Origin of the sequence: Microbacterium sp. (assembly GCF_044340635.1) — a bacterium.
In the GTDB taxonomy this organism is placed as follows: domain Bacteria; phylum Actinomycetota; class Actinomycetes; order Actinomycetales; family Microbacteriaceae; genus Microbacterium.
Map to the genome: position 1 here is coordinate 1 of NZ_JBIITF010000006.1, position 18,687 is coordinate 18,687.

Consider the following 18,687-nt stretch of genomic DNA (forward strand, 5'->3'; position numbering starts at 1 on the left):
TCAGGCGCCCGACGCTCTCGACCGCGATCCAGACGGAGAGCACGATCAGGACCGCCGCGTTGATCAGCGCCCCGAACACCTCGGCGCGCTGATAACCGTAGGTGCGCCGGTCATCCGCGGGCCGGGACGCGACCGCGTTCGCAACGAGCGCGATGACGAGCGCCGCTGTGTCGGTGAACATGTGCGCCGCGTCGGCGAGCAGTGCGAGGGATCCGCTCAGCACACCGCCGACGATCTGCACCACCATGACGGTCGCCGTGATCGCGAGCGACATCGCCAACAGCCGACGATGGGAGGCGGTACGGATGCCCCCGGCCGGCGCGTGATCGTGCATGCCACCAGGCTAGGCCCGTGAATGCCCGTTTCTCCGCCGTTTCGCCTAGCCGGGAATGACTTCGATTCTCATGCCCATGCGCGAGTGTGATCCCGAACTCAGACCGACAAGGTCGAGAGCAGCGGCACGAGCGCGACGAATGCGCGCGCGCGATGGGATGCCGCGTTCTTCTCGGCGGGTGAGAACTCGGCGGCCGAGCGCTCGGCTCGGGCGGGTTGTCCGTCCGGGATGAAGATCGGGTCGTAACCGAAGCCGTTCCCTCCCGAGGGTGCCACGGCGAGACGCCCGGGCCATCGCCCCTCGACGACGTGCTCGGCGGCTGCTCCCCCGTCTTCCGCGGGAACGACCAGCGCGATCGTCGAAACGAACTGGGCGGTGCGGTGCGGGTCGGCGACATCCGAGAGCTGGTCGAGCAACAGGGTGAGGTTCGCCGAGGCATCCTTCGCATGCCCGGCCCAGTACGCCGAGAACACGCCGGGCGAGCCGCCGAGCACGTCCACGCAGATCCCCGAGTCGTCGGCGAGCGCCGGCAGGCCGGTGTGCAGCGCCGCCGCGCGGGCCTTGATGAGCGCGTTCTGCGCGAACGTCACACCGTCCTCGACGGGTTCGGGGCCGTCATAGCCGACGACCTCCAGATCGGGACGCGTCTCGCGAACGATGGCGCCGAACTCCTCGATCTTGTGCGGGTTGTGCGTGGCGAGCACGACGCGGCGGGCCATAAGCTACTCCGTCGTCGATACGGCCAGTGCAGCGAGCTGCAGCTCGCGAAGCGACGCGCAGCCGGCGACGCCCAGGTCGAGAAGGGCGTCGAGCTCGCGCTTGTCGAACGGCGCACCCTCGGCGGTGCCCTGCACTTCGACGAAGAGCCCGCGGCCGGTCACGACGACGTTCATGTCGGTGTCTGCGCGGACGTCCTCGACGTATGCCAGGTCGAGCATCGGCTCGCCGTCGATGATGCCGACGGATACCGCGGCGACCGAGTCGTGCAAGGGCTGCGAGCGCTGCGCGATGAAGCTCTTGCGCTTGCCCCACTCGATCGCGTCGGCGAGAGCGACGTACGCGCCGGTGATCGCGGCCGTGCGGGTGCCGCCATCGGCTTGCAGCACGTCGCAGTCGATCACGATCGTGTTCTCGCCGAGCGCCTTCATGTCGACGACAGAGCGGAGGGCGCGGCCGATCAGGCGCGAGATCTCGTGGGTCCGTCCGCCGATCTTGCCCTTGACGCTCTCACGGTCGTTGCGGCTGTTGGTCGCGCGGGGCAGCATCGCGTACTCGGCCGTGACCCAGCCCTTGCCCTTCCCGACGAGCCAGCGCGGCACGCCGTTCGTGAACGACGCCGTGCAGAGGACCTTGGTGCCGCCGAACGAGATGAGCGCCGAACCCTCGGCGTGGGCGCTCCAGCCCCGCTCGATCGTTATGGGACGCAGCTGGTCGGGGGTGCGCCCATCGGCGCGCGTGGTCTCGGATGTTTCGGTCATGGTGTTCTCGAACTCCTCGTTCGTCATCGGTGTCCCACTTATTCACCCCAAGGGCGCGTGTGGGGTGCAGTGTTGGGACATACAGGGTCAGGTGGGCGGCAGCTCGATGGCGCCGGTATGCACGAGCTGAACGGAGCGCACCTCGCGCCCCATCAGCCGGTTGGCGAGGTCGATGAAGGCATCCGGTGATCCGCCCGTCGCCTCGTAGACGTGCGTCCCGGGCTGCTCGGACGAGGTCAGCAGGTCGCGGGTCACGAGCTGGCGGTACACATCGTTCGCGGTCTCGTCGTCGCTCGCGACGAGCGAGACATCCGGTCCCATGACGTAGCTGATCGCACCCTTGAGGAACGGATAGTGCGTGCAGCCGAGCACGAGAGTGTCGATGCCCGCGTGGCGCAGGGGCGCGAGGTACGCCTCGGCGACCTCGAGCAGCTCGGGCGATCCGGTCACGCCCCGCTCGACGAAGTCGACGAATGCGGGGCAGGCCTGTGCGAAAACGGTGAGCGCATCGTCGAGTTCCAGCATGTCCTGGTAGGCGCCCGAGCCGATCGTGCCCTCGGTGCCGATCACACCGATGCGACCGTTGCGCGTCGTCGCGATCGCGGTGCGGACCGCGGGGCGGATGACTTCCACCACCGGTACGTCGTAGCGCTCGCGCGCATCGCCCAGAACGGCGGCCGAGGCCGTGTTGCACGCGATCACGAGCATCTTCACGCCCTGATCGACGAGCGAGTCGAGTACCTCGAGCGAGTAGCGCCGTACGTCGGCGATGGGCTTGGGACCGTAGGGCGAGTGCAGAGTGTCGCCGATGTAGACGAGCGATTCGCGGGGCAGCTGGTCGCCGATCGCCCGGGCCACGGTGAGTCCGCCGACGCCGGAGTCGAAGATTCCGATCGGCGCGTCATTCATGGTTCCCCAGCCTACCGGCGCGGATGCGCGGGCCCGCGTCGGTAGAGTGACCGGATGACCGCCCCGGCCAGCAGCCGCAGCAGCGCCCTGCACACCGATCGTTACGAGCTCACGATGTTGGGCGCCGCTCTCCGCGACGGAACGGCCCGTATCCCGTGCGTCTTCGAGATGTTCGCGCGTCGGCTCCCCGGCGGCAGGCGGTACGGCGTCGTCGCGGGCACGGGGCGCCTGCTCGGGTTGATCCGCGACTTCCGTTTCGGCGACGACGAACTCGCCTTCCTGCGCGACGAGAAGATCGTGGATGCCGAAACCCTCGCATTCCTCGCGGCCTACCGGTTTCGGGGGTCCATCTCGGGCTACCGCGAGGGCGAGCTGTACTTCCCCGGGTCGCCCGTGCTGACTGTCGAGGGCACCTTCGCGGACGCCGTCGTGCTCGAGACGCTCGCCCTCAGCGTCCTCAACCACGACTCGGCCATCGCGACCGCCGCCGCCCGAATGTCCACGGCCGCGGGCGCCCGCCCCTTGTCGGAGATGGGTTCGCGCCGGGCGGGCGAAGAGTCGGCCATCGCCGCGGCGCGCGCCGCCTACATCGCGGGATTCGCGGCGACGAGCAACCTCGAGGCCGGGCGCCGCTGGGAGGTGCCGACGATGGGCACCGCCGCGCACGCGTGGACGCTGCTGCACGACACAGAAGAGCAAGCGTTCCGTGCCCAGGTCGATGCCCTCGGGCCGAGCACCACGCTGCTCGTCGACACCTACGACATCCGCCGCGGCGTCGAGACCGCGATCCGCGTCGCCGGCACGAAACTCGGCGGCGTCCGCATCGACTCCGGTGATCTGCCGATCGTCGCAACCGACGTGCGGGCGCAACTCGACGCGCTCGGCGCGACCGAGACCCGCATCACCGTCACGAGCGACCTCGACGAATACGCGATAGCGGCCCTCGCCGCCTCACCGGTCGACGCCTACGGCGTCGGCACCTCGGTCGTCACGGGGTCGGGCGTCCCGACCGCGGGCATGGTCTACAAGCTGGTGGCACGCCAGGATGCCTCGGGCAACTGGATCTCGGTGGCCAAAGCGTCCGCGTCCAAGGCCTCGGTCGGCGGCCGCAAGTCCGCGTTTCGGACGCTCGAGAACGGGGTGGCCGCGAGCGAACTCGTGTCCTCCGATCGGGCCGTCGGCCCTGGGCCGGATGCCCCGGCATCCGTTCCGCCCGGTGCCCGATCGCTCCAGGTCCGACTCGTCGTCGAGGGCGAGATCGACACCGCTGCCGAGGGACCCGAGGGCACCCGGGGCGCCCGCGCCCATCATGCCCAGGCTCGCGCCGAACTCCCGCTTCAGGCGCTCGCGCTCAGCAAGTCCGATCCGGCGATCCCGACCGTCATGGTCGGGCGTTAGCGCCGGGTCCGCGCACGAAGATCAGGTCTGCAGCGACTCGTAGATCTCTTTGCACGAAGGGCATACGGGGAACTTCTCGGGGTCGCGACCCGGGGTCCACTTCTTGCCGCACAGCGCCCGCACCGGTTTGCCCGTCAGAGCCGACTCGAGGATCTTCTCTTTCTTGACGTAATGCGAGAAGCGTTCGTGATCGCCGGGTTCGACGTTCTCTTCCCGAATCAGCTCCTCGAGCTCGCGTTCGAGGGTGGCAAGGCCGCCTTGGTCTGGGGTATCGAGAGGCGTGCTCATGGCTGGTCAGTCTATCGGCGCGAGAGGCGGTGGGGTCCGTCTCAGGCGGTCTCGGCGAGTTCCAGCAGCCGTCCACCGCGGCGGCGGAAGACAGCCCCACCGATGGCGACCCCGATGACGAACACCGCGAGTCCGACCCCGAGTCCCAGACCGAGCGCCAGCATGCTCGCTTCCGCGTCACCCGCGACGGTTCGCCACGTCCACAACAGGGCTGGGAGGCTCACGACAGCGGACCCGAACAGCACCGCACCCTGGGCGATGACGCCCGACGAGCCCGTGCGCTGCGGCTGGCGGAAGGGGTTGTCGCCCGGCCGCGTGACGGCATAGGGCGCAACGACCGAAGCGATGCTCGACAGACCGAGACCCGAAAGGTACAGCGACGCGCAGAGCCCGATCATCGCCGGGAGCACGTCCCAACTGCCGTGGACGGCGACCGAGAACAGCACACCCACCGCCAGCACGGGAGTCGCGAAGAGCAGGATGGGTACGAGTCGTCCGACGCGATCCGAGACGCCGTGGACATCGGATGCGACATGCATCCACACCGCGGTCGAGTCGTATGCGACGTCGTCGTGCGGCAGCCATCCGAGAAAAAGGGCCGCAAGCGCCACGGGAACGAGGATGGCGATCTCGAGCGGAACGCCAGCCACCAGGAGGGGAACGATGGAGATGGCCGCGGCGACGGGCACGATGACGACGTTCATCAGGTAGCGGCGATCGTGTAGCCAATAGATCGTGCTTCGCGCCGCGATCGCACCGCCGGGGGTCCCGGGCATGACGCTGAACCACCCGAGTCCGGCGTGGTCATGTCCGGGCGTGGAGCGGATCGACCCCGACAGCAGGCGCTGCGCCAGCCAGGCCCATGACGTCCATACGAGGACGAGGGTCAGGACCGCCACGACGATCGCGACGGGGGTGTTCGCGTTCGGATCGCCGATCGCCCATGCGGCGCCGAACGGGCTGAGTGCCAGGACCTCCGCGACCGAACCGACGGCAACGACGGCAGCGTCCGCGGATGTCGCGAGGTACACGCCGATCGGCACAGCGCCGGCGAGAGCTCCCAGCGCGAGCAGCCCGACGACCGATTCGCCACGCCCTTCCCGGACGGCGATCGCGGCCAGAGCGAAGCCGACACGGCCCGCGAGAGCGCACGTGAGGACAGCGAGGATCGCGCCCACGATCGCGAGCGCGGGACTCGTACCCTGATCCACGCGGACGACCACACCGCTGACGGCGAGGACCACGACGAGCGCGAGAGGGATGCTGATGAGCGACGCGAGCGTCAGCATCGCGACGAGGCCCCGCGGGGCCAGACCGAAGACCGCGAAGCGGCGTGGATCGAGCGGATCGGTGGTCCCCGTCAATGCCGGTGCCAGCGCGAAGGCCAGCACGAGGGCAGAGCCGGTCCAGACCAGGACCGTGCCGGTGCGGTCGGATGACGCGTCGGTGAGCGACAGGACGCCGAGGCATCCGATGATCGCGAGCGCGATCATCGCGACGAGCCCGAGCACAGCGCGAACCACATGTGACGAATCGCCGCGAAGCGCACCGACGAGAAGCGTTGCCCTCAGTCGGAGAACGTGTGCAACCACTCGAGGCCTTCCGCATCGTCAACGCCGCCCGACAACTGGACGAAGCGCTGTTCGAGCGTCATCTCGCCACGCACCTCATCGACGGTTCCCGCAGCCAGGACCTCGCCTTCGACGAGGACAGCGACTCGGGTGCACACGCGTTCGACGAGAGCCATACCGTGACTCGACAGCACCACCGTGCCGCCGTTGTCGACATACGTTTCGAGGATGTCGAGGATGACCTGCGACGACGCCGGATCCAGCGACTCGAACGGCTCGTCGAGCACGAGAACACGAGGCGAGTGAATCATGGCGCCGGCCAGCATGACTTTTTTCGTCATGCCTGCTGAGTAGTCGGAGACGACGCGCCCGAGGGCGTCGACCAGGTCGAACGCGCGCGCGAGGTCGGAGATGCGCGATTGCACGACCGAAGCCGAAAGCCCTCGCAGCACACCGTAGTAGTAGAGCAGTTGGCGCCCGGTGAGGCGATCGAATGTCCGCAGACGATCCGGCAGGACACCGATGAGCTTCTTCGCCCGCGAAGGGTCTGTCGCCGTGTCGATTCCGCAGACCTCGATCGTTCCGCTGTCGGGGCGCAGAAGCCCGGCGATCATCGAGAGCGTGGTCGTCTTGCCGGCACCGTTCGGTCCGACGAGTCCGAAGAACGATCCCGCGGGGATCGTCAGATCGATGGCATCGACGGCACGCGTGTTGCCGAACTCCTTGACGACGCCGCGCAGGGCCAGCGCCGGCGTGGCCGACTCGGTCGCGTTCTCAACGGGCGCGGCGAGGACGTCGGCATCGGTTGGCGCAACGGGAACGAGCTCGTCGACAACCAACTCGTCGATCAATTCGTCGGCGACGGCGTCGTCCGCCTCGACATCAGGTGCGTCAGCCGCAGGCACGCCCACATCCGATTCCCGGGCGACGGGCTCGTCCACGACGGGTTCCACGACGGGCTCATCCACGACGGGCTCGTCCACGACGGGCTCGTCTACGACGGGCTCATCCACGACGGGCTCGTCTACGACGGGCTCCACGACATGCTCGTCCACGACATCCGGCTCGGCGACATCGGACTCAGGAACATCGGACTCCGCGAAGTCCGAGACAGCGAGATCGGGCGCGCCGAGTTCGCCAGAGGCGTCCGTGACCGCGGCATCGGGTGACGAAGCGGGTTCGAGTGTCCCGGCGGGCTCGGGGAGAAAGAGCGGCGGAAGTGGCGGTACCGGCGGGATGTCCGTCTTCCCGACGTGCTGCGCCTCGACCGGGGACGCACCGACAGCCGCGATCGCGGAATCCGTCTGCGCCGGTACAGGCAGGGGTGGCGGCGGTCCGGGGATCGACACGGCAGGTGTGCGCGACGGAGCACTCGGCGCACTCTTGGCGGGGCGGGGTGTCGCGGGTTTACGGGGCGTAGCGGGTTTGCGAGGAGTCGCGCCACTCGGCCGTGGAGCAGCGGGCTTTCGCGGAGCCCGCTGGGTCGACGTTTTGGCCGGGGGTCGCTCCGGCGTCGACGGCGCGGCATTCCGCGTCTCGGCTTCTGCCTGCTGCGCACCTGTCGGCGTCGCATCGGCGGGCGGCGCGGGGGGTCGCGGGGCCCTGGGTGCGCGCGGACGCGGCGGGGCCTGGGGGGCTCGCTGAGGCTCGGCGGGAGAAGTCGCGGCCTTGTCGGAAGGTTCCCGCGGGTCAGGCGTGGGAGCGGTCACCGACCCAACGTATCAACCATCCGGACCTAGACCCGGGGGACGTGCCGGGCATTCACAGCCAACGGTCATCCGTGTCACGAAAAGACAACGACGCCGATCGCCTCTGCTGGTTCCCAGGGTCCATCGGTACCATAGCCGGAGCACAAAGACGTGTCGCGTCGCTGAACCGACGGTGAACGCACACGAACTTTTGGAGCATCATGACACGACAGATCGTTATCCTGGCAGCCGGTATGGGCTCGCGACTCGGTCGCGCCCTGCCCAAGCCCCTCACCGAGCTGAACGATGGCCGATCCATCATGCAGCAGCAGCATGACAACGTCTACGGTGCGTTCGGCGACGACGCCCGCATCACGACTGTCGTCGGCTACCGCGCCGAGACCATCGTCGAAGCCTTCCCGGACGTGGACTACGTCTACAACGACCGCTACGACCAGACCAACACGTCCAAGTCGTTGCTGCGCGCCCTGGAGAAGACCGGGCGCGATGGCGTCCTCTGGATGAACGGCGACGTCGTCTTCGACCCGCGCGTTCTCGGACGCGCGATCGAGTTCATCGAGCGCGGCCAGTCCTTCGTCTCCGTCAACACGGCCAAGGTCAGCGACGAAGAGGTCAAGTACACGGTCACGGCCGAGGGATACATCAACGAGTTGTCGAAGACCGTGCGGGGCGGTATCGGCGAGGCCGTCGGGATCAACTACATCTCGACCGCCGACAAGAAGGCGTTCATGCACCAGCTGGGCCGGGTCGATGACCAGGACTACTTCGAACGCGGCCTCGAACTCGCGATCATCGAGAACGCGCTCCTCGTCGAGCCCCTCGACATCTCTGACCTGTACGCCGTCGAGGTCGACTTCGCCGAGGACCTCGAGCGCGCCAACCTGTTCGTCTGACCCGCACTCTTCCAGCGCGTCCCCAGCCCTCGAGGTTAGGCTCGCACGGATGGCCGACAAGGTACACAGGATCCACTCCCTGTCCGACGATGCCCCCTGGCAGGGGGGCCTTCCGCCCGTGGGCTCGGAGGAGCATCCGCGCATCGTCCGTGCTCTCGACCGCGTACTCGCGATCCAGCGTCCGCTCGTCGTCGCTCACATCCGCAGCATCCGGCTCCGGCACCCGGATGCCGTGACCGCAGACATCGTCCGCATGCTCGAGCGACGCTATCTCGCAGCTGTCACGACGGGCGGTGCTGCCGTCGGTGCGACCGCCGTCGTCCCGGGCATCGGGACCGGCGTGACTCTCGCACTGTCGGGGGTCGAGACGATCGGATTCCTCGAATCCACGACGCTCTTCGCCCAGTCCGTCGCCGAGGTCCACGGAATCGCGATCGAGGACCCCGACCGCGCTCGTGCGCTGGTGCTGACGCTCATGCTCGGCAAGGAGGGCGTGGACCTGGTCGCGCAGCTCGCGGGCCAGGCAGCGGGTAAGGGCACGGCTCGCCCCGCCTACTGGGGTGAGATGGTGACGAAGACCCTCCCGCGCGCCGCCGTCGGTCCGCTCGTCGATCGTCTGAAGACGGTCTTCGTACACCAGTTCGCGGCCAAGGCCGGGGCGTCGTGGGTGGGCAAAGCCCTCCCCTTCGGCATCGGCGCAGCCGTAGGTGGCGCCGGCAACAACATCCTGGGCCGACGCGTTCTTGTCGGCTCGCGTCGCGCGTTCGGCGCCCCACCCCTCGAGCTGCCCGCAGACCTCGAACCGCGTCCCGGCGCACGGCGCGTGGAGCATTCGACGTTCGCGGGCGCATCGCGCCTCGGCGGAACGATCGCAGGAGTCGTCGGTGGAGCTGTCGGCAGCGCCGCACACGGTGCCGGATCCGCGGGGCGCAAAGTGGCGGGCACTGTCGGCCGCATCATCCCCCGCCCTCGTAAGGCGATCGATGCCGAGAAGACGGAGCCCGCGACGGACGCGGGTGTGGACGACGCCGTCGGAACGAACGGCGAAGACAACGGCGACACGAACGGTGGCGCGGGGGCGTAGGCCCGCGCATCCGTCCTCCACCGCGCTCGTCACGAAAAGTTCTCCACGCCGGCGCGCCCAGACCCCCGCCTTCTCGCCTCGGCTGTCTGCGGCCCGCCCTAGCGTGCCCCGCATGCTGACTCCCCTGATCCCCCGAGGCGACCGTTCCCGAAATAGGGCCTACCGCGTGCCCTGGCACGTCGAGCGACTACACGAAAGCCACAGCCTCGTCTCCAACATCGGTGCCACAGCCGTCGACATCGTCCGCGTCTTCGTCCATGTCGGGGGCGCACGGCACGGCGCGCCCCGCCAGCTCGGCGATCCCGTTGGGACACACGATGCGCCGCGGATCGAAACGCATCTGTGGGGGTTCATGATCCCCGGCGAGAGCGTCGAACTCTGCCTGTGCGCCCTCGATCCGGACGACTGCGTCGTGACCCTCGCCTGGTTTCGCCCGGACGGACGCGAGTATGTCTGGCGGTTCGCGCCGTGACCGAGCAGTCGCGAAACGTCAGGCGTCGAACTCTGCCTCGTCGAGTTCTTCGGGGTCCCCTGCGGCGACAGAGCGCGCGTGCCAGGTGTCCCAATCGCTCATGAGGCGTTCGATCGCGGCCCGGAACGTCGCGGTCGGGACGCCGGGGCGCACATCGCCGAAGTAGTACTCGACCCAGTGACCGAGTCGCGCAGCGACCTCGGGATCGGCCGTGACGCGCTCGAGTTCCGCGACGAAGCCCGTCGAAGCGTCGGCGTCGAGCCACTCGCACGCGGCGAGGTAGCCGCCCGTGTCGATGGATGCCTCGGGGTCGACCGGTTTCGTGATCAGGAGCGGCCGCCCCGCGGCCAGTCGGTCGTAGACCATCGCCGAGATGTCGACCACCGCAATGTCTGCCGCGGACAGCTGCCAGCCGAGCTCGGGCCGATCGTCGTAGACATGGTGCGCAGAAGCATCACGAGTGTTGGCGGCAGCAATCGCCGCGATGATGCGCCTGTTCGCCGCACCGTACTCGGGATCGATGACGCCGCTGCGGGGGTGCGGCCGATAGATGACGCGATGCTGGCCGGTCGCGAGCAGTTCGGCGACGAGCCTCTCACCATGGGTGCGGATGGACCCGTAGTGCGCCGAGGGCCGATCGCCCTCCCACGTGGGGGCGTACAGCACCACCCTGCGGTCATTCGGCGTGTAGGGCAGCTCGCCCGAGTAGTAGTCCGCCTGGGGCCGCCCGATCGGGATGGCTCGGCGGTCGAAGTCGTAGTCCCACAGCACCCGCGATAACCGCTCACGCGCGGCCGCGCCGGCGATGAAGGCGAAATCGTATGCCTTGAACTGGTTGGTGGTCATGTACATCTTGTCGGACTCACCGTGGTTGATGAAGACGTGCCAGCGATGCCCGTAACGGAACATCTGGAAGTTGCGCGTGTTCTGGTTCACGTAGAGGACGATGCGGATGTCCTGAGCGGCGACGAACTCCTCGAGGCTCCGCACCGAGGGCACATAGGCCACAGGAAGCGCGCCATCCGCGAGAATCGCGCGAGCCCCGGTCGCCGAGCGCGAGAGCACCACGACCGGCCAAGTGGTAGCCAGCTCGGCGAGGGGTCGGTACCACTGCCTGATCTGGTACATGTTCACGTCGCCGTCGGCGAAGTACACGGCGATTCGGTAGTGACGCGGGGGGTGCGGCGGGCCGTTCTCGAGCTCGTGCAGCACGCCTCGATGAGCGGTGCGGTTCGCGAGCGCTCGCCGCGCCAGAGCGGCGAGCTTGCGGCCATCCGACACGAGACTCATCCGATCAGCCTACCCAGCGTCCACTCGGGTCGACGGCGAGCGCCGTGACATGATCGACGGGTGCATCAGGAGGAACGTGGGACGGTCGCGTCGACGGATCGGGACGCGCCGATCGTGCCGCCCGGTTCCGGGGTGTCTTTCGTGATGCCCGTGCTGAACGAACGCCGCTACCTCGAACGGGCCGTGCAGACGGTTCTCGAGCAGGACGTCGACGGCCCGACCGAACTCGTGCTCGCCCTCGGCCCCTCGACCGACGGAACGACCGAGTTCGCCCGCGAGCTCGCCGGTCGGGAGCCGCGCATCACCCTCGTCGACAACCCCGCCGCAGACATCCCCATCGGGCTGAACGCCGCCATCCGGGCGAGCACGCTACCGACGATCGTGCGCGTCGATGCGCACTCCGAACTCGCGCCCGACTACACCCGTCTCGCCCTGCAGACCCTCGAACGTACGCGTGCCGCCAACGTCGGCGGTGTCATGCACGCCTCCGGGCGAACCCCGTTCCAGCGGGCGGTCGCGCGCGCTTACAACTCCCCCATCGGCCTCGGCGGTGGGGCGTACCACGGTGGCACCCGTGAGGGCGAGGCCGAATCGGCGTACCTCGGGGTGCTTCGACGCTCGGTGCTCGACGAGGTCGGGCTGTTCGATGAGAGCATCCGACGAGGCGAGGATTGGGAACTCAATCTGCGCATCCGGGCGGCCGGATACCGCGTCTGGTTCGACCCGACGCTCTCGGTGACGTATTGGCCCCGCGAGAGCTGGGTGCGATTGGCTCGCCAGTTCCGCGCCACCGGAGCCTGGCGCGGAGAGTTGGTCCGTCGCTACGGCCGCCGCAACTCGCTGAGATTCTTCGCACCTCCCGCACTGGTCGTGGACGTCGCGCTCAGCATCGTCCTCGCCCTGCTGCAGCTCACGGGCGTGATCAGCGGGTGGCCAGCGCTCGTTGCATCCGTCGTCTATCTGCCGGTCGCCGCCTACGCGCTCCTCATCGTCGCCGTCGCGGCTGGGCGCGGCGGCGGAACCGGATGGCGCGACAAACTCTGGACTCTCGCAGTGCTCCCCACGATGCACCTGGCGTGGGGCACGGGCTTCATCGTCGGGCTGATCCGGGGCGCACACGAGACGGTCGACACGTCGCGACTCGGCGATCGAAACACCCCACTGCCGTAGGGCGCAGCCGCGCATGCGTACGACGGCACGGACAGGGTCGTTGAGCGACACTTCGTCTCGCTTCGCTCGCTCAGTGCGGGTCTCCGCGAGACGAAACGCTGACCACGACGGGCGCGATCGCAGGGTCGCGTCTTGCTGTCGCTTCGACAGGCTCAGCGACCGGCGCCCTAGAACGGTGGTGGATCCGTGTTCGGTGTGAAGTGGATCGCCGGGGGTGGTTTGTCGATATAGACGTGGCCGCCGGGTGAGGTCCACTCGAGGATTCCGCCGCCGAGTTGGCGGACCGTCCAGGCTGTTTCGCCCTTGAGAATGTGGTGTCGTTTGCAGAGGCAGGCAAGGTTGCAGACGCTGGTCTCGCCCCCCAACGCGTAGTCGAGGGTGTGGTCCCGATCACACCGGTGTGCGGGTTGCCGGCATCCCGGGAAACGGCAGTGCTGATCCCTCGCCCGGAGGAACCGCTTCATATCCGCCGACGGCGTGTACCGGTCGACAGCGAAAACACACCCCGTGATCGGGTCGGCCAAGACCCGGTCCCATCCGGTGGCATGCCCGGCCAATGCACGGGCCGTGGCAGGGTCGATCGGGCACCGGCCGACAAGCTCGGCCGGCTCGTCCGTCACTCCAGCCAACGCCAACGCAGGCACAGTGACGTTCACGATCGCCTTGATGGCCCCGAGACCGCCAAAGCCGTCCGACATGCCAGCGCCGGTTTCGACGGTGGGGGTTGTCGTGAGGACCATGTCCGCTACCAGGTCGGCACGGATCTGGTCCAGCGTCCGCGTGTCCGTCGGATCGGTGTTCTTGATCGCCCGGGCCTGCTGCGTGATGCGGTCGTGCATCGCGTGCGCCAACACCGCGGGCTGGGTGGAAATGAACTCCGCCATGCCGTCGCCTATGTCCCGCACGCACGCGCCCCGCGAAGCCCGCGCCTCCCGATGACGCTCCGCGAGCGGACGCGGTTGCAGCGACTCGGCGAGCCGCGCGAGCGCGGCTCCGAGGCGTCCGGGCGTGGTCCCCTCGGCCCTGATGAGCGCTTCGGTTTCGAACTTCCCGCGCGCTTCTGGGTCGGTGAGGGACGTGCCGTGTTCCATGATCACCGCGACATGTCCGCCGCTAATCCATCCTTCTTCCCACGCTGCGAACGTGGCCGGGAACAACTCGTCCAATATGGCGGCGTCGTTCATGCGGCGTTGGACGGTGCGGTCGGACATGTTCATCGCGGCGCCGAGTTCTGCCGCCAAGGCGCGGTACGGCAGCTCGGCTTCGCGCGACGAGGGGGACGCCAGTTCCGCAACGCGGCGTGCACCGACGTGCGCGGCTTTCGCGAACACTCGCGCGAGCGCGGCTTCCGTACGCGCGTTCGCGCGCCGGGCGTCGAGGCCCTCCCCAGCGAGTTCGCGCGCGATCGCGTCCACTCCCGTCGTTTCGACGTCGTCACAGCTCGAATGCATGTTCGAAACTCTACGGACGACCACCGACATCCGAACCCCGAAAAGCCCCCGAATCACGCCGAAATCGCGCCCAGAAGATGAGACTTCTCACATCTCACCACGCCGGGGAGCGCCTCCGCCCTCAGTCGCGGTCGACGAAGCCCTGGTCGAGGATGCGGGCCACGACGCGCTCCGCCGCCCGCCCGTCCTCGCGAGCCGAGAACTTCCGTCGCCATGCGTCGTACCGGGGGGCGTATGTCGCCTGCGTCGCCGTGTCCTCGATCGCTTCGACGAGTTCGTCGAATGTGCTGACGACCGGCCCCGGGGCGTGCGCCTCGAGATCGAAGTAAAAACCCCGCAGCTCGCCGCGGTAATGCTCGAGGTCCGGGACGAAGAAATACATCGGCTTGGCCGTCACGGCGAAATCGAACATCATCGACGAGTAGTCGGTGATGAGCGCGTCTGCGGCGAGCAACAACTGTGAGACATCCGGATATCGCGTCACGTCGATGACGCGTGCGCCGGCGGCATCCCGTCCCGTCGGGAGCGTCCGCGAATGGCCGCGCACCAGAACCACCGCACCCGTTCTGCGCGCGAGCTCGGCCGGGTCGAAGAAGTCGACGATGAGGTCGCGGTCATCCCGCCAGGTGGGCGCGTACAGCAGCACAGGCTCGCCCGCGGCGATTCCCAGCTGTGCCCGGACCGTCGCCCCATCCCCCGTGGTGAGGATGTCGTTGCGGGGGTACCCCTCGACCCAGACCGGACGGGTCAGGAAGGCATACGCCTTGCGCAGGATGTTCTCGCTGTAGGGGTTCGCCGCGAGCAGGACGTTCCATCGGCGCGCTTCCCGCACGACGGCGACCGCACGACGAGGGTCGAAGCCCGGGCGATGCAGAGCCAGCCGCTTCAGTGGCGTGCCATGCCAGGTCTGCAGCACATGCTGACCCGGCCGGCGCGAGTAGGCACGACGCAGCCAGTCGTTCACGACGAGCAGCCGGGCCGAGCCTCGGGCGCGCCACCACTCAGGGCTTCCCTCGACGACCGCGATCGCGCCCTCCGGAACCGCGATCGAGAGGTCGACGACACTCCAGTACCGGATGACCGACGGCGCCACGCGCGCGAGTTCACGATCGATCGCGAGGGGGTTGCAACTCGCCGAGCGGCCGTAGAAGCTCTCGAAGAAGACGGCGTTCTCGAGAGGAGCGTCTCGCCCGACATATCGTCGCGCGAGTGCGTCCTGACCCGCACCGGAGTCATACGCCGGATCGACGGGCGGCCCGATGACGAGCGTCGCGTGCGCGCCCTCGAGCGTCGCACGCAGCCCGTGGAGAACGGTGAGCGGCAGCGAATCTGTGTGGAGCTCCTCCTCCGCGGCACCCGGCATGGTGCGCGTACGGATCGTGTACGAGCCGCTCGGCAGGGGCAAGCCCTGGCCGCCCCACCGCGAAGCTGCGAGCGGAAGGCGCGCCTTCCAGGTCTTCCCGCCACCCGTCAGGACCGCCTCCACGCGCGCGCGCGGCCCGTCGAGCCAGACCATGTCCGGACGCGGCCCGCTCCCCTGCAGCACGAGTTCTTCGGTGCCGTCGCTGACGAAACGTGCGGAGGTCATGCGGTGCTCTTTCGGTGCTCGGGGACTCGTCGTTGCAGCTGAGCCCCGTTCAGGATCGCACGGTAGACCCGCGCGGTGTTCTCGCCGTCCCGGTAGCTGTGCACCCTCGCGCTGAGTTCCTCGGCGCGAGCGATCCGCTCCTCGCGGACCATGGGATCGACCAGCAGTGTGTCCAGCTGCGCGACGATGTCATCCCAGGTCGTCCCCGGATCGGTGCCCGCGACATCCGAGAAGCGCCCGTAGAAGCCGCGTCGACGGGCGTACGCCTCGACATCGGGCGCGAGGAACAGCACCGGGAGCGGCACGAGCGAGGCGTCGAAGGCCATGGAGGAATAGTCCGTGACCAGCGCACTCAGGGCCGGCAGAGCGGGGGTGGCGTCCCGGAGCTGCGAACTGCCGAGCGGATGCACCCGGTCGGTCGCGAACGGCGGCTCATAGTCGCCGGCGCCCAGGGGGTGCGAGCGCACCAGCAGCACAGCATCACGCGCCTCCAGGACATCGATGAGCCGACCCCACTGCGCGGGCGTCGGGATCGCGGGGTCGGGCTCGCCATCGCGCCACGTCGGGGCGTACAGCACGAGACGGGAATCACCGAGCGAGGACAGGCCCGCGTGTGCGAGCACGGCGCGAGCGCGCTCACGACGCTCATCCGGCGTTCCCGTCGACAACACATCGACACGCGGCTCGCCCGTCACGGGAACGCGGGCATCGGGCAGTCCGAACGCGGACTCGAGACGGCCGCGCACGAGCGGCGAGGCCGCGGGCAGCAGGTCGATCTGGCGAGCCGTGCCCCGGTACATCGCCCCCAGGGCGCGGCGGAGAAGGCGCGATCGCGGCAGGATGCTGCTGCGGAGCGTCTCCGGAGAGTCGAGCCCGATCCGCTTCAGGGGGATACCGTGCCAGAGCTGTGCGACGAACGCACCCGAGACGGCGTACCGGTTGACGTCACCGAACCCATGCGTCACGACGATCACTCGTGCGCGCGCCGTGCGCCAGAAGCCGCGCCACGACATCCGGGGGATGTGGGGGATGCCGAGGGCCGAAGCATCCGCCGCTTCGCTCTCCGACCCGGTGAGCCAGAGCGCCGGGTGAGCATCGGCGGCAACCCGCTGCCAGAGCGCGAGGGCGCCATCACCGATCCCGGCGCCACACCCGAAGACCCATTCGTCGCGCGAGCGGGGAATTGCGAGGGTGACCAGACGACCGACTGCATACAGCGGAATGCGGGCGAGCTTGGCCGCATTGCCCGCACCGAATGAGAAGGACGCCACGATCCCCTTTCCGCACGCGAGCCTACCGGGTGGCGTCACCAGACGGGCGGAGCACAGCGCGACGCCCCCGGCACCTCTTCGCGAAGAGGGCGCCGGGGGCGTCGAGGGGTGAGGCGGCGGGTGCTCAGCCGAGCGACCCCAGTGTGACGTCCACGCTCTGCGTCTCGCCGTCGCGGACGAATGTGACGGTCGCGTCGCTTCCCGCGGCTGCCGCCCGGACCTGGGCGGTCAGGTCGATCGAGTCGGTGATCGGTACCCCGTTGAACGCGGTGACGATGTCGCCCTCGCGGATGCCGGCCGCATCCGCAGCACCGCCGCTCGAGATCTCCTGGATGTACGCGCCCGAGATGGTTGCGTCCTCGACCGAGCTCGCCGCGACAACCGAGGCGCCGAGCAGACCGTGCGTGGCGGCACCGTCCGCGATGATCTCGTCGGTGACACGCTCGACGATGTTGGACGGGATGGAGAAGCCCACACCGATCGACCCCGAGGAGTCGGACATGGACGAACCGGCCGTCGCGATCGCGACGTTGATGCCGATCAGCTTTCCCTCGGCGTCCACGAGGGCACCGCCCGAGTTGCCCGGGTTGATCGCCGCGTCGGTCTGGATGACCGCGATGCTGATGGTGCCCGCGGACCCGCTGCCCCGGCTGTCCCGGCCGGGGATGTCGAATTGGAACGGGCCCTGCTGGCCCTCCTCCTCGTCCTGCTCACCCTGGTCTTCGTCGGTGCTGGATTCGGGGGCAGCCGACGAGGCGATCGAGATGCTGCGGTTCAGTGCGCTGACGATTCCCGTTGTGACGGTGTTGGACAGGCCCAGCGGGGCACCGATCGCGACCGTCTGGTCGCCGACGTTCAGCTCGGACGAGTCTGCGAACTCGATCGGGGTCAGGCCTGAGGCATCCTCGAGCTTGATCACGGCGAGGTCGTACGTGGGATCCGTTCCGACGATCTCGGCGTCGTAGATCTTGCCGTCCGACGTGGTCACGCGGATCGCCGGGGTACCCGTTGCGCCGTCGAGCGTCACGACGTGGGTGTTCGTTGCGACGTATCCGTCCTCGCTCAAGAGGACACCGGACCCGCTGCCACCCGACCCCCCTCCGGATACCTCGATCGTGACGACGCTCGGAGTCACCTTCGCGGCGATCGCCGTCGTGGCGTTGACCTTGTCCGGGTTGTTGACCGTGACGGTCGACCCGCTCTGCACGACCGTGGTCGAGGGCGTACCCCAGAGCTGCGTACCCGCGTAGGCGCCGCCGAGGCCGGCGGCACCGCCGACCAGCGCTGCTGCGACGATCAGACCGGCCACACGGCCCGCAGCGGACTTCTTCTGCGGGGTGTGCGGGGCGGCACCAACGGGACCCGGACCGAACGGGAGCGTCGGCTGCGTGCCCGTCGCGTGTGCACCGTAGGCAGCGGGACCGAAGGCCTGTCCACCCGAGGGTGCGCCGGGGTGGGCGGGGGGGGCGGGGGGCGCAACGGGGGTGGGGGGCTGGTGGGCCCGGGGCTGGGGGGGGGGGGGGGGGTAACCGTTGTGCGCCGAGGCCGCGGGCGCGGTGTGCGGGGGCACCGTCGGCGCATCGGGCGCGGTCGGTGTGTGCTCGCTCGCCGGCGTTGCGTCGCCGTTCGACTGAGCCGAGTCGTCGGTGGGGTTGGTGCCCTGGGTGTCGGTCATCGGGTGCTCCTTCGTCCAAATCCCTTTCACTGTGCTCCCGGATCCTGTGCGTTGCATATGACACGACCGCATGTCGACTATGCGTACGAGCTGCCTTAGCCTGGAG

General features: G+C 68.8%; 17 protein-coding genes. 5 read left to right on the top strand and 12 right to left on the bottom strand.

Features of this window, described 5'->3' with window-relative positions; genetic code table 11:
- The 4 genes from ACIQ0W_RS07015 to murI form a co-directional block, all read right to left on the bottom strand.
- On the bottom strand, nt 1-334 hold a 334-nt coding region (locus tag ACIQ0W_RS07015), incomplete at its 3' end, for a cation diffusion facilitator family transporter (RefSeq protein ID WP_396642044.1).
- A 98-nt stretch (nt 335-432) separates the two neighbouring features.
- Nucleotides 433-1,053 (bottom strand): RdgB/HAM1 family non-canonical purine NTP pyrophosphatase, encoded by a 621-nt coding sequence (gene rdgB / locus ACIQ0W_RS07020; protein ID WP_396642045.1) that lies wholly within the window; start codon nt 1,051-1,053, stop codon nt 433-435.
- Nucleotides 1,054-1,056: 3 nt separating this feature from the next.
- The gene (gene rph / locus ACIQ0W_RS07025) at nt 1,057-1,839 is read right to left on the bottom strand and encodes a ribonuclease PH (protein WP_396642046.1); all 783 of its coding nucleotides are present in this window, start codon (nt 1,837-1,839) and stop codon (nt 1,057-1,059) included.
- Between the two features lie 60 nt (nt 1,840-1,899).
- Nucleotides 1,900-2,721: a glutamate racemase gene (murI, locus tag ACIQ0W_RS07030; protein ID WP_396642047.1), complete on the bottom strand. Its 822-nt coding sequence runs from the start codon at nt 2,719-2,721 to the stop codon at nt 1,900-1,902.
- Between the two features lie 54 nt (nt 2,722-2,775).
- On the opposite strand from murI, the gene ACIQ0W_RS07035 reads away from it, so the two are divergent.
- Nucleotides 2,776-4,119: a nicotinate phosphoribosyltransferase gene (locus ACIQ0W_RS07035; RefSeq protein WP_396642048.1), complete on the top strand. Its 1,344-nt coding sequence runs from the start codon at nt 2,776-2,778 to the stop codon at nt 4,117-4,119.
- A 21-nt stretch (nt 4,120-4,140) separates the two neighbouring features.
- Here the strand turns inward: ACIQ0W_RS07035 and ACIQ0W_RS07040 are convergent, their stop codons facing one another.
- Genes ACIQ0W_RS07040 through ACIQ0W_RS07050 form a run of 3 tightly spaced genes read right to left on the bottom strand, consistent with a single transcriptional unit; the run spans nt 4,141 to nt 7,327 of the window.
- Nucleotides 4,141-4,407, bottom strand: coding sequence for a DUF3039 domain-containing protein (locus ACIQ0W_RS07040; protein ID WP_036297062.1), 267 nt, complete (start codon nt 4,405-4,407; stop codon nt 4,141-4,143).
- A gap of 41 nt (nt 4,408-4,448) precedes the next feature.
- Nucleotides 4,449-5,918 carry a hypothetical protein gene (locus ACIQ0W_RS07045; protein WP_396642049.1) on the bottom strand — a complete coding sequence of 490 codons (1,470 nt, stop codon included), beginning with the start codon at nt 5,916-5,918 and terminating at the stop codon, nt 4,449-4,451.
- A 56-nt stretch (nt 5,919-5,974) separates the two neighbouring features.
- The gene (locus ACIQ0W_RS07050) at nt 5,975-7,327 is read right to left on the bottom strand and encodes an ABC transporter ATP-binding protein (protein ID WP_396642050.1); all 1,353 of its coding nucleotides are present in this window, start codon (nt 7,325-7,327) and stop codon (nt 5,975-5,977) included.
- Between the two features lie 560 nt (nt 7,328-7,887).
- On the opposite strand from ACIQ0W_RS07050, the gene ACIQ0W_RS07055 reads away from it, so the two are divergent.
- The 3 genes from ACIQ0W_RS07055 (at nt 7,888) to ACIQ0W_RS07065 (ending at nt 10,136) form a co-directional block, all read left to right on the top strand.
- Entirely contained in the window at nt 7,888-8,580 is a 693-nt protein-coding gene (locus ACIQ0W_RS07055; RefSeq protein WP_396642051.1) for an NTP transferase domain-containing protein, read from the top strand.
- Nucleotides 8,581-8,629: 49 nt separating this feature from the next.
- Complete coding sequence (locus ACIQ0W_RS07060; protein WP_396642052.1) at nt 8,630-9,664, top strand: hypothetical protein; 1,035 nt, start codon at nt 8,630-8,632, stop codon at nt 9,662-9,664.
- Nucleotides 9,665-9,776: 112 nt separating this feature from the next.
- Nucleotides 9,777-10,136, top strand: a complete 360-nt coding sequence (locus ACIQ0W_RS07065; protein ID WP_396642053.1) for a hypothetical protein — start codon at nt 9,777-9,779, stop codon at nt 10,134-10,136.
- Between the two features lie 18 nt (nt 10,137-10,154).
- Here ACIQ0W_RS07065 and ACIQ0W_RS07070 read toward each other — a convergent pair whose 3' ends face one another.
- A complete protein-coding gene (locus tag ACIQ0W_RS07070) occupies nt 10,155-11,426 on the bottom strand; it encodes a CDP-glycerol glycerophosphotransferase family protein (RefSeq protein WP_396642054.1) in 1,272 nt (423 codons plus the stop codon).
- Between the two features lie 144 nt (nt 11,427-11,570).
- Between ACIQ0W_RS07070 and ACIQ0W_RS07075 the strand changes: the two genes are divergently transcribed.
- Nucleotides 11,571-12,596, top strand: a complete 1,026-nt coding sequence (locus ACIQ0W_RS07075; RefSeq protein ID WP_396642199.1) for a glycosyltransferase — start codon at nt 11,571-11,573, stop codon at nt 12,594-12,596.
- 167 nt (nt 12,597-12,763) lie between these two features.
- On the opposite strand, the gene ACIQ0W_RS07080 is transcribed toward ACIQ0W_RS07075, so the two are convergent.
- The 4 genes from ACIQ0W_RS07080 to ACIQ0W_RS07095 all read right to left on the bottom strand — a co-directional run bounded on the left by ACIQ0W_RS07080 (nt 12,764) and on the right by ACIQ0W_RS07095 (nt 18,581).
- Nucleotides 12,764-14,047, bottom strand: coding sequence for a DUF222 domain-containing protein (locus tag ACIQ0W_RS07080; protein WP_396642055.1), 1,284 nt, complete (start codon nt 14,045-14,047; stop codon nt 12,764-12,766).
- 121 nt (nt 14,048-14,168) lie between these two features.
- Entirely contained in the window at nt 14,169-15,635 is a 1,467-nt protein-coding gene (locus ACIQ0W_RS07085) for a CDP-glycerol glycerophosphotransferase family protein (RefSeq protein ID WP_396642056.1), read from the bottom strand.
- Complete coding sequence (locus ACIQ0W_RS07090) at nt 15,632-16,906, bottom strand: CDP-glycerol glycerophosphotransferase family protein (protein WP_396642057.1); 1,275 nt, start codon at nt 16,904-16,906, stop codon at nt 15,632-15,634. The genes ACIQ0W_RS07085 and ACIQ0W_RS07090 overlap by 4 nt, the downstream gene beginning before the upstream one ends.
- Nucleotides 16,907-17,030: 124 nt before the next feature.
- On the bottom strand, nt 17,031-18,581 hold the full coding sequence (locus tag ACIQ0W_RS07095; RefSeq protein ID WP_396642058.1) for a S1C family serine protease: 1,551 nt from the start codon (nt 18,579-18,581) through the stop codon (nt 17,031-17,033).
- Nucleotides 18,582-18,687 lie beyond the last annotated feature (106 nt).